This window comes from Variovorax gossypii, assembly GCF_003965815.1.
Classification (GTDB): domain Bacteria; phylum Pseudomonadota; class Gammaproteobacteria; order Burkholderiales; family Burkholderiaceae_C; genus Variovorax; species Variovorax gossypii.
Genome location: NZ_RXOE01000002.1, coordinates 1277751 through 1289226 on the forward strand (window position 1 = coordinate 1277751; position 11476 = coordinate 1289226).

General features: G+C 68.1%; 9 protein-coding genes. 1 reads left to right on the plus strand and 8 read right to left on the minus strand.

Annotated features, from left to right (window positions below):
* Positions 1-4: 4 nt before the first annotated feature.
* From EJP69_RS13645 to EJP69_RS13680, 8 genes are read right to left on the minus strand one after another with little or no spacing between them, the layout of a single operon-like run.
* Positions 5-1468 (minus strand): N-acyl-D-amino-acid deacylase family protein, encoded by a 1464-nt coding sequence (locus EJP69_RS13645; RefSeq protein WP_126470622.1) that lies wholly within the window; start codon positions 1466-1468, stop codon positions 5-7.
* A 32-nt stretch (positions 1469-1500) separates the two neighbouring features.
* On the minus strand, positions 1501-2493 hold the full coding sequence (locus EJP69_RS13650; RefSeq protein WP_093307088.1) for an ABC transporter ATP-binding protein: 993 nt from the start codon (positions 2491-2493) through the stop codon (positions 1501-1503).
* On the minus strand, positions 2490-3521 hold the full coding sequence (locus tag EJP69_RS13655) for an ABC transporter ATP-binding protein (protein WP_093198851.1): 1032 nt from the start codon (positions 3519-3521) through the stop codon (positions 2490-2492). Before EJP69_RS13655 ends, EJP69_RS13650 begins: the two co-directional genes overlap by 4 nt.
* Positions 3522-3534: 13 nt before the next feature.
* Positions 3535-4452, minus strand: coding sequence for an ABC transporter permease (locus EJP69_RS13660; protein ID WP_420824211.1), 918 nt, complete (start codon positions 4450-4452; stop codon positions 3535-3537).
* A 21-nt stretch (positions 4453-4473) separates the two neighbouring features.
* Positions 4474-5409: an ABC transporter permease gene (locus EJP69_RS13665; RefSeq protein WP_093198855.1), complete on the minus strand. Its 936-nt coding sequence runs from the start codon at positions 5407-5409 to the stop codon at positions 4474-4476.
* Between the two features lie 60 nt (positions 5410-5469).
* The gene (locus tag EJP69_RS13670; protein ID WP_126470624.1) at positions 5470-7059 is read right to left on the minus strand and encodes an ABC transporter substrate-binding protein; all 1590 of its coding nucleotides are present in this window, start codon (positions 7057-7059) and stop codon (positions 5470-5472) included.
* A 50-nt stretch (positions 7060-7109) separates the two neighbouring features.
* Positions 7110-8561 carry a M81 family metallopeptidase gene (locus tag EJP69_RS13675; RefSeq protein WP_126470626.1) on the minus strand — a complete coding sequence of 484 codons (1452 nt, stop codon included), beginning with the start codon at positions 8559-8561 and terminating at the stop codon, positions 7110-7112.
* A gap of 56 nt (positions 8562-8617) precedes the next feature.
* Entirely contained in the window at positions 8618-9775 is a 1158-nt protein-coding gene (locus tag EJP69_RS13680) for an NAD(P)/FAD-dependent oxidoreductase (RefSeq protein WP_093198862.1), read from the minus strand.
* A gap of 203 nt (positions 9776-9978) precedes the next feature.
* Between EJP69_RS13680 and EJP69_RS13685 the strand changes: the two genes are divergently transcribed.
* A complete protein-coding gene (locus EJP69_RS13685) occupies positions 9979-10728 on the plus strand; it encodes a helix-turn-helix domain-containing protein (protein ID WP_240652134.1) in 750 nt (249 codons plus the stop codon).
* The last annotated feature ends 748 nt before the right edge of the window (positions 10729-11476 follow it).

An 11476-nucleotide genomic window follows, 5' to 3' on the forward strand; every position in this document is an offset into this window, starting at 1 on the left:
GGGATCAGTTCACTCGCGCTTCGCGCCGCGTGATCACCTGCCCGTTGCGCGCTCCGCAGTGCGCTCCGTTGCGCCAGGTCAGGGCGCCATTCACTATCACCGCATCGATGCCCTCGGCCGGCTGCATCGGCGATTCATAGTTCGCGGTGTCGCGCACTGTCGCGGCATCGAAGATCACCACGTCGGCGTGATTGCCCGGCTTCAGCGTGCCGCGTTCGTGCAGGCCGAAGTTGCGCGCGGTGAGCCCCGTCATCTTCCATACCGCCGTTTCCAGCGGGAACAGGCCGATGTCGCGGCTGTAGTGCCCCAGCACGCGCGGGAAGGTGCCCCACAGGCGCGGATGCGGCTTGTCGCCCAGCGGGATGCCGTCGGAGCCGATCATGGTTTCGTCGAAGGCGAGGATGCGCTGCACGTCGTCCTCGTCCATCATGAAGTAGATCGCGCTGCCGGGCTGCAGCCGCTTCGCGGCCTCTTCGCCCGACACGCCCCATTCGGCCGCGATGTCCTTCAGGTCGCGGCCCGCGCATTCGGGGTGCGGCACGCTAGAGGCGATGAGCACGCGGCCTTCCATCATCCCGCGGTCGGTGCGGATCATGGTGGAGCCGGCCGTGTAGGGATAGCAGTCGAGGCCGATGCACTGGTGCTTCATCGCCTCCTGGATGAACGGCAGCGTGACCTTCGTCTTGCCGAAGTTGCGCGTGTTCTGCACCTTGTGGTGCGACACCACCACCGGAATGCCGAGCGCGCGGCCGATGTGGAAGGTTTCCTCCAGCGACTCCATCACGCGGTCGCTCTCGTCGCGCATGTGCGTCACGTACAGCGCCTTGCGCGAAGTGAGCGGGCGCCCGACCTCGATGATCTCCTCGGTCGTCGCCTTCACTGCCGGCGGGTAGAAGGTGCCGGTCGACAGGCCGATGGCGCCGGCCTGCATCGCCTCTTCGACCATCGCTTGCATGGCCTTGATCTCGGCTTCGTTCGCGGGCCGGTCGAGGTCGCCCATCGCCACGGCGCGCAGCGTCGAATGGCCCACCATCGCCGCCACGTTCACCGACGACGGCGTGGCACGCAATGCATCGAGGTACGCGGCGAAGCTGGTGAACCGGCCCTCGGCGGGCGAGTCGAGCAGGCTCAGCGGCATGGGCAGGTCCATGTCGGCGCGCAGCGGTGCGGCGCTGATGCCGCAGTTGCCCGCCACCACGGTGGTCACGCCCTGCGACACCTTGAACGGCATCCGAGCCTGCGACAGCACGGCCTGGTCGTCGTGCGTGTGCGAGTCGATGAAGCCGGGCGCGACGATGCGGCCGGTGGCGTCGATCGTCTGCTCGGCCGTATGGCCCGCGAGCTTGCCGATGGCGACGATGCGGTCGCCCACGATGCCGATGTCGGCGTCGAAGCGCGGCGCCTTGGTGCCGTCGATCACGGTGCCGCCGCGGATCAGCAGTTCGTAATGGGGGAGCTTGTCGGACACGGGAGGAATCCTTTCTTTCTTGCTTCTTCTCTTCAGCGGAAATGGCAGGCGACCAGATGGCTTCCGTTCGCGGACGACGACGGCCGCTCGCCCAGCTCCGGCGCCTTCTCCTTGCACACGGCCTGCGCCATCGGGCAGCGGGTGTGAAAGCGGCAGCCCGAAGGCGGATTGGCCGGGCTCGGCGGATCGCCCTGCAGCAGCATGCGCCGCGCGGGCGTGCGCGGATTGGGCACCGGCACCGCCGACAGAAGAATCTCGGTGTACGGATGCAGCGGCGCAGAGAACAGCGTGTCGCGGTCGGCGATCTCCACGATGTGGCCGAGGTACATCACCGCCACGCGATGGCTGATGTGGCGCACCACCGCGAGGTCGTGCGCGACGAAGAGATACGCGATGCCGAATTCGGCCTGCAGGTCCATCAGCAGGTTGACCACCTGCGCCTGCACCGACACGTCGAGAGCGGACACCGGCTCGTCGCACACGATCAGCTTCGGGTTCAGCGCCAGGGCGCGCGCGATGCCCAGCCGTTGCCGCTGGCCGCCCGAGAACTCGTGCGGAAACTTCTTCACCGCCTCGGGCCGCAGCCCCACGCGCGAGAACAGCCACTGCACGCGCTCGCGCCGCTCGGCCGATGCGCCCATGCCGAAGTTGCGCAGCGGCTCGGCCACGATGTCGCCGGCCGTCAGCCGCGGGTTCAGCGAGGCATACGGGTCCTGAAAAATGATCTGCAGGTCGCGCCGGCGCATGCGCATGTCTTCGGCGGAAAGCGACAGCAGCTCCTGGCCTTCGAGTTCTACCGAGCCCGAGGTCGGCTCCACCAGCCGCATCACCGACTTGGCCGTGGTCGTCTTGCCGCAGCCTGACTCACCGACCAGCGACAGCGTCTCTCCGCGCGCGACATTGAACGAAACGCCGTCCACCGCCTGGATCGATGGCTTGGCCGGCCGCAGCCAGCGCTTGGGCGACGTGTAGTGCTTGCGCAGGTTGCGCACCTGCAGCAATGGCGTTGCAGCGGTTGTCGTCATGCGGCGATCTCCTCGGCACCCGCCCAGTTTTCCTCGACTGCGAAGCAGGCCACCACATGGTCGCCGCCTTGCTGCGCCAGCTTCGGTGTCTCGGCACGGCAGCGTTCGCGTGCCTGGCTGCAGCGAGCCGCGAAGGCGCAGCCGCGTCCCAGTTCGTGCGCGGCGGGCACCAGCCCCGGAATCTCGGTGAGCCGCGTGCTCGCGGTGTTCATCGCGGGCATCGAGGCCATCAGCGCGCGCGTGTAGGGGTGCAGCGGTCGGTCGAACAGGTCGACCACGTCGGCTTCTTCCACCTTCTTGCCGGCGTACATGACCACGACGCGGTCGCAGCTCTCGGCCACCACGCCGAGGTCGTGCGTGATCATCACCACGCCCATGCCCAGCTCTTTCTGCAGCCGCTTGATGAGGTCGAGGATCTGCGCCTGGATCGTCACGTCCAGGGCAGTCGTCGGCTCGTCGGCGATCAGCACCTCGGGGTTGCAGGCCAGGGCCAGCGCGATCATCACGCGCTGGCGCATGCCGCCCGAGAGCTGGTGCGGGTACTCGTTCACGCGGCGCTCCGGCTCGGGGATCTGCACCACGCGCAGCATCTCGACCGCACGCTTCATCGCGTCGGCGCGGCTGGCCTTCTGGTGCAGCTGCACTGTCTCGGCGATCTGCCGGCCCACGGTGAGCACCGGGTTCAGCGACGTCATCGGCTCCTGGAAGATCATCGAGATGCGGTTGCCGCGGATCTGCCGCATCTCGCGCTCGCTCAGCTGCATCAGGTCGGTGCCGCGCAGCCGCACCGCGCCCATGTGGCGGCCGGGCGGCGTGGGCACCAGCCGCAGGATCGACAGGGCGGTCACGCTCTTGCCGCAGCCCGACTCGCCGACCACGCCGAGCGTTCGGCCCGCGCGCACCGTGTAGGAAACGCCGTCGACCGAGCGCACCACGCCCGCCAGCGTGTGGAAGTGCGTGCGCAGGTTGTCGACCTCGAGCAGCGGCTCGCCGGGTGCGAGCGCGGTGTGGGACATGGTGATCGTCATGGCATGTCCTCCTTCACAGTTGCCGTGCCAGGCGCGGGTCGAGCGCGTCGCGCAGGCCGTCGCCCAGCAGGTTGATGGCCAGCACGGTCGCCGCGAGCAGCAGCCCGGGGTACAGGATGATGTGGAAGGCCACGGCCACGAAGTTGCGGCCCTCGGCCATCATGTTGCCCCAGCTCGGCGTCTGCGAAGGCACGCCCACGCCGAGGAAGGAGAGTGCCGCCTCCGTCAGCACGGCGGCGGCCGCGACGAAGGTGGCCTGCACGATCAGCGGCGCCACGGTGTTTGGCAGCACATGGCGCACCAGGATCACCGGAAGGCGCGTGCCCACCGCATGCGCGGCCTCCACGAAGAGCTGCTCGCGCAGCGTGAGCGCCAGCGAGCGCACCAGCCGCACCACGCGCGGGATCTCGGGCACCGTGATGGCGACGATCACCGTCGTCAGGCTGGCGCGGGTCACGGCCATGAGCGCGATGGCAAGCAGGATGCCGGGGATGGCCATGAGGCCGTCCATCACCCGCATGATCGGCCCGTCCGCCCAGCGCACGAAGCCGGCCACCAGCCCGAGCACGACGCCGAAGAAGGTGGCCAGCAGCGCCACCGAGGCGCCCACGATCATCGACACCCGCCCGCCCCACACCGCGCGGCTGAACACGTCGCGGCCCAGCGCGTCGGTGCCGAACCAGTGCTCGGACGAGGGCAGCTGCATGCGCGCGAGCGGATCGATGTCCTGCGGGTCGTGCGTGGCGATCCACGGCGCGGCGATGGAAAGCGCCGCCACCGCGATCAGCAGCAGCGCGCCGACGATCAGCGTCGGGTGCTTGCGCAGCCAGCGCAAGCGCGGAGGAACGAAAGGGGCCTCGACCGGCTGCGCGACTTCGGCTGCAGGCGTCGCGGGCATGTCGATGTCGCTCATGGGAAGTACGGTGGACATGGAGCGGGTCAGTGGGTCGGTCTAGTACTGGATGCGCGGATCGAACAGGCGGTAGCTCAGGTCGATCAGCAGGTTGATCAGCACGTACACGCCCGCCGACAGCAGCAGCACGCTCTGGATCACCGGGTAGTCGTGCCGCTGCACCGAATCGATCACCAGCCGGCCCACGCCCGGAATGGCGAACACCGTCTCGGTGACCACCACGCCGCCGATCAGCAGCGCGATGCCCGCGCCCACGGTGGTGGCGATGGGAATGGCCGCGTTGCGCAGCGCATGCCCCAGAACGGGCAGCACCCCGAGGCCCTTGGCGCGCGCGGTGCGGATGTAGTCCTCGTGCAGCACTTCGAGCACCGTGGCGCGCGTCATGCGCGTCACCAGCGCGATGTAGACCAGCGCGAGGTTCACGCAAGGCAGCACCAGCGAGCGCAGCCATTCGCCCGCGCCCTCGGCGAAGCGCACGTAGCCCTGCACCGGGAACCACGGCAGCTGGATCGCGAAGCTGTAGACCAGCAGGTAGCCCACCAGGAATACCGGCACCGAGAAGGCCAGCACCGCGAAGAGCATCACCAGCCGGTCGATCCAGCTACCCGCGCGGTACGCCGCGAGCGTGCCCAGCGGCACCGACACCACCAGCGTGATGAGCATGGTCAGCGCGGCGATCGACACCGTGGGCTCCAGCCGCTGCCCCAGCAGCTGCGTCACCGGCATCTGGGTGAAGATCGACGTGCCGAGGTCGCCGGTGAAGAGCTTGCCGATCCACAGCCCGAATTGCTGCCACAGCGGCAGGTTCAGGCCGAGCGCGGCGCGCAGCTTCTCGATGTCCTCGGTGGTGGCGAGGTCGCCCGCGATGAGCGCCGCAGGGTCGCCCGGCGAGAGGTGGATCAGAAGGAACACCACCACGGCCACCACCGCCATGACCGGAAGCGTCGAGAGAAAGCGTCGAACGATGTAGCCCATGGCGGTGCCCTTGAACTGTTGGCTGGCTTGCTGGCGGAATGCTGGCTGGCGGGCTGGCCCTTACCTGTCGAGCGCCCAGACCGTCGGCATGCCGGACCAGAGCTTGTCCAGCCCCTTCAGGTTGGCGCGCGCGGCGAAGGCGGCCGAGTACTGGCCGGCGTTGATGTACGGCACGGCCTCGTAGGCGCGGGCCTGGAAGGCGTCGAGCAACTCCTTGCGCTTGGCCGGCACGGTTTCCTTCAGCCATGAAGTGCGCAGGTCGTCCAGCGGCTTGTCGCAGGGCCAGCCGGGCAGGGTGTTGCCGCAGGCCGCGCTCAGGTAGGCGTTGCTGACGGGCGAGTTGGCATCGAACTCGCCGGCCACGGTGACGTACATGTTCCAGCCGCCGGCGTCGGGTGCATCGCGCTTGGCGCGGCGCGCGCCGATGGATGCCCAGTCCATGGTCTGGGCATCGACGTTCAGGCCGATGCTCTTCATGGTCTGCGCGGCCATCAGCGCCTCGGCGTTCAGGTAGGGCACGTCGCTGGGCACCAGCAATACCACCTTCTCGCCCTTGTAGCCGGCGTCGGCGAGCATCTTCTTCGCCTTGGCGAGGTCGGCCTTGCGGTAGGGCTCGGCGCCGGCGGCCGTGTCGTTGGGGCTGCCGCAGATGAAGTAGGTGGCGCAGTAGGCCATGCGCATGTCGAGCGGGAAGCCCATCGCCGCCATGAAGCGCTCCTGGCTCACGGCCTGCAGCAGCGCCTGGCGCACCTTCGGGTTGTTGAAGGGCGCATGCAGCTGGTTCATCACCAGGAAGCCCTGGTAGGCGCCGCCCGAGCCGATCTTCACGCCCGTGTCGGTGCGCAGCGGCGCGATGTAGTCGGGCGGCAGCTGCTCGATGATGTCGACCTCGCCGCGCTTCAGCGCAGCCACCGCGCTGTTGGCGTCGGGCAGGTAGAGCCACTCGACGCGATCGAAGCTGCTCTTCTTGCTGCCGGCCAGGCCGCTCGGCGGCTCGCTGCGCGCCACGTAGTTCGGGTTGCGCACGAACACGGCCTTGTTGCCCGGCACCCACTCGTCGCGCTTGAAGATGAAGGGGCCCGAGCCGAGCACTTCCGTTAGCGGCGCGGTGGCCGGCATCTTCGCCACGCGTTCGGGCAGGATCACCGGCGGAAAGCCCGAGGGCTTGGCCAGCGCGTCGAGCACCATGCCGAAGGGCTCGGAGAGCGTGAGCGTGAAGTTGCGCGCGTCGGTGGCCTTCCACTCGGCGCCGGCAGCCGTCATGGCGCGGCCCAGGCTGTCGCGCGCGGCCCAGCGCTGCAGCGATGCAACGGCGTCGGCCGAGGTGACGGCGCTGCCATCGGAGAACTTGAGGCCCGGGCGCAGCGTGAAGCTCCACTGCTTGCCGTCCTTCGAGGTGGTGTACTTCTCGACCATCTGCGGCTGGGGCTTGCCGTTCGCGTCCTGCGCGAACAGCGTGTCGTAGACCATGTAGCCGAAGTTGCGCGAGATGTAGGCGGTGGTGAAGGTCGGGTCGAGGATCTTCAGGTCGGCGTGCGCCACCACCTTCAGCGTCTTGGGCTGGGGCGTCTGGGCATGCGCGGGAAGGCTCGCCGCGAAGGCGGTGGAAATGGCCAGGGCGGCGAGAGCGCCAAGCGTCCGTCGTTTCATCGTCGGTTCTCCGGTGAGGGAAGGCAGCAGGAAAAAGAAAGTGGAGGGGCTCAGGCCTCGACGCCGATCGGCCACTTTGGGAGGCGGGCCTTGCGATAGGGCAGCGTGTTCAGGTCGAGCGTGACCGCACCCGGCGCGCCCGCGTAGATGACGTGCTTCGCCACCTTGGAGTACGACGCGTAGAAATGCTGCGACGACTTCACGACGATGATCTTCTTCGCGGCGAGGTCGCAGCCCAGCTGCGTGAAGAGGTCGGTGCCCATCGCCTGGTTGCGCAGAGTGATCAGCACGACTTCGATGCCGTTGGCCTCGACCAGCGCGCAGTCGCCCATCAGCGTGGGCGTGCCGGCAAGGCCGGTCATCACCAGGTCGTGCTTCAGCGCCTTCACGGTGCACTCGACGTCCAGCGGGTCGCCCGACAGCGGGCTGATCTTTCCGCCGATGCGCATCTGCAGTCTGGCGCCCACGCCCGCATCGAAGGCGATGCGCACCGCGATCGGGTCCCACAGCGGGCCCAGTGCCGCATTGGTGATGCCGCGCTCGACCATGCGGCGCAGGATGAAGGTGGAGTCGCTGGCTGCGCCTCCGCCGGGATTGTCGGCGCCGTCGGAGATCACCACGGGGCCGCCGTCGAAGGCCAGGGCCTCGTCGAGCGAGGCGTCGATGCCGGGGTAGTTCACGGTGAGACCGTCGCGCATGGCGATGACCTCGTCGGCGAGCTGGCGTGCCAGCAGGTCGGCCTGTGCCTTGTCGCCGTCGGTGTAGACCAGCACCTTGGTGCCCATCTCGGGCACGTCGCCCCACGAGAAGCCGTGCGTGAGCGAGATCGAGAGCACGCCGTTCTTGCCTTCGAGCGACTGCATGCGCTCGACGAAGCCGCGCGCCGGCTCGCGCGAGGTGTGCACGGTGACGATCATGTCGCAGTCGACCACCGCGGGCACCGGCCGCACCTTGCCTTCGACCGTCGCCGTGCAGATGTCGACCAGCTCCAGCCCGCGTTCGAGCACGTCGGTGTGCGGGTACTCCTTGAAGGAGATCATCACGTCGGCGTTGGAGATCATCTCCGGCGTGAGGTGGTTGTGCGGATCGAGCTCCGCGCCGATCACCACGTCGGGCCCGACGATCTGCCGCACGCGCGCCAGCAGGTCGCCTTCGCAGTCGTCGTAGCCGTCGGCCACCATCGCGCCGTGCAGGCCGAGCAGCACCATGTCGACAGGCAGCACCGCGCGCAGGTCGTTCAGCAGTTCGTCGCGCAGCGTCTCGTAGGCGTGGCGCGTGGTGGTGCCGCTGGGCTGCGCGCCGGCCACCATGCCTTCGAACAGCGTCCAGCCCTTGTCGGCGCCGCGCATGCGCGCGGCCCACAGCGGGCCCGAGAACAGCGTCATCGCGTCGGGGTGCTTGCCCGCGGGGAAGTAGCCGCGGTCCTTGAAGGAAGCCAGGCCGGTCGGCATCGGACCGAAGGTGTTGGTTTCGGTGGCAAGGGAAGCACTGAAGACGCGCATGGTCGAACCTCGTGGGGTGGGTGTGTCGTTTCTTGTGGTCGCGTGCGTGGCCGGGCTCAGCCCGCGGCTGTGCGCAGCCGCTGCGGGCCCAGCATTTCCGCCGTGAGCCCGAAGGAGGCGATGCGTTCGGGCAGCGGCAGTCCGCGCGCCAGCGCGGCGCAGGCCTCGCCCATGGCGGCCGAGGTCTGGATGCCGTAGCCGCCTTGCGCCGCCACCCAGAAGAAGCCGGGCACGCCGGGCTCGAAGCCGCCGACCAGGTCGCCGTCGGCCACGAAGGAGCGCAGGCCGGCCCAGGTGCGCGTCGGGCGGCGGATGGCGAGCGTGGTCGCCTCCTCGATGCGATGCATGGCGATGGCGATGTCCATCTCCTCGGGCTGGATGTCCTGCGGCTCGACCGGATCGGCGTTGGCCGGCGAGCCGAGCAGCATGCCGGCGTCGGGCTTGATGTACCAGCCCTCGTCGGCGCCGAACACCATCGGCCAGTGCGCGACGCTCTGGCCTTCGGGCGGCGCGAAGATGAATGCGGAGCGCCGGCGTGGCTCGATGCCCAGCGGTGGCACGCCGGCCATGCGCGCGATGGTGTCGACCCATGCGCCCGCAGCGTTGAGCACCACGGGCGCCTCGTACACGGCGCCGCCGGCCTCGACGCGCCAGCGTTCGCCGACGCGCTCGATGGCCGTCACGCCTGCATCGCACACCAGCTTGCCGCCCGCGCGCCGCATGCCGCGCAGGTAGCCCTGGTGGATGGCGTGCACGTCCATGTCGGCTGCGTCGGGTTCGTACACCGCGCCCTGCACCTGCTCGGGGCGCAGCGCCGGCACCATCTCGCGCGCCTGCTCGCCGCTCAGGCGAGAGGCGCCGGTGTCCATGGCGCGAAGCACTTCCCAGTGGGCTTCGAGCTCGGCCATGTGCTCGGCGCCCGCGACCATCATCGCGCCGCGCGGCGTGAGCAGCGGGTGTTCGGAGAAGCCCTCGGGCGGGTGCTCGAGGAAGGCGCGGCTCGCCATGGTGAGGGCGCGCACCTGCGCGGTGCCGTAGCTCTCCATGAAGAGCGCGGCGGAGCGGCCGGTGGAGTGGTAGCCCGGTTGCGATTCGCGTTCGAGAAGGATCACGCGTGCGTGCGGCGCGAGCCAGTGGGCCACCGAGGCCCCGGCGATGCCGCCGCCGATCACGAGGAAGTCAGCCACGATGGGCTCTGCAGTGCTGGAAGTCATCGCCGAAAAGTGTAGGAAGAAATTTGCGGATACGCAAATTGATTCGAGGGTACCAAGGGGAAACCATGGTGCACCGCATCGGTGAAATTTGCGTCAACGCAATTTGCGTATACGCAACTTCCGGGCCCGCGTCATGCGGGTTGGCATGGATGGCGCAGGCGCCGGCTGGCAGAATCCACCGGCATCACAAGAGAAAGTCAAGCGTGAATCCACACACAGGGACCAAGACGGGGATGAAGCCCAGGGACGAGCCGCCCACGCTGGACCGCGTCACCTTCGGCAACCGCCTGCGCACAGCGCGCAAGCGCTTCGGCTGGACGCTGGCGCAACTGGCCGAGCGCTCGGGCGTGTCGATCACCACCATCTCGCGCGCCGAGCGCGGCCAGCTCGCGCTGGGCTACGAGAACTTCACCGCGCTGGGTCGCGCGCTGGAGATGGACATGAACGCCATGTTCGCGGGCGCCGGCGTCAAGCCCGCGCAGCTCGACGGCCCGGTGGTCACGCGCTCGGGCAAGGGCGTGGTCTACAAGGGGCTTTCCATCGCCTATGAATTCCTCGGCACCACGGCGGCGGGCAAGCAGATGAGCCCCATCGTCGGCACGGTGCACGCGCGGCAGATCCACGGGCCGGAAGACTTCGTGCGGCACGGGGGCGAGGAGTTCGCCTATGTGCTCTCGGGCGAGATCGAGGTGCACTTCGAGAACGGCGAGGTGGTGCACATGGCGCGCGGCGACTCGCTCTATTTCGACAGCCGCCTGGGGCACGCATACATCAGCGTGAGCCGGCAGCTCGCGCGCATCGTCGGCATGACCATCGGCGAGAGCGGGCACATGAAGTCGGCGCGCGAAGGCGAGGCGCGCAGCCTGCCGGTGCCGGCCGCGAGCAAGCCTGCGAAGGCCCCGAAGCATTCGGCCAAGGCTTCCGGGAAGCCGGGGAAGGCAAAGGGCGGCTAGGCCCGATCGGGCGGCAATCGGGCTTCGTTCGCGCAGCCGAAGCCGGGCGCGCAAGCCTCCTCGCGGGAGGCCATATCGACCCAATCATCCGGCTCCACGCTGCGGTGGTTCGACGTAAAACCTTAGTCCGCGAATTTCCAAAAAAGAGGCGCTGAAAAAGCCTCATTAGATTCTTCCGAATTGAGATCGGAGGCGAGTTGGCTGCGCCCCGGATTTGCCTCTTTCCACCGGAAATAAGCTATTAGTTATATCCGGCTCGGCCCGAATATGAATACCTTGCGGCGACCTGAACACCGCAGCAATGACATGGTGTTTCATTTTCGATTTGACTCGGTTGCCGTCTTCGGTTTGCTCCTCGTGAATCGAGGGGCGTTGCAGTGCCGATCACGTCGACGCAATGCGCTGAAATAGAACGGATTTTCGTAATTCGGTGAGCCCGCCAATTCCGAAGTTCTAGTCCTACGGCGTCAAGAAATTTAAATGATGCGTCATTTGTGCAGCCTGCCAATTACTGTGCTGCAGCGCGGAATAATCGTGTATCGCCTCGCGGCCATGCCGCGAAAAAAATCCATCCCGCCACCCGCAGCACTCGCGCTTTTTTCTACTTTCATCAGTTGACAGCGTGGGCTCCCGGGGAGCGCCCGTTATGCAGGAAGTGACCGTGGAAGCCGCTGCGCCCCCGACCCGTGACGACCCGGCCAGACTGCCGCCGCTGCCATTCCGCCGGCAAGGCGCCCGATCGACGTTC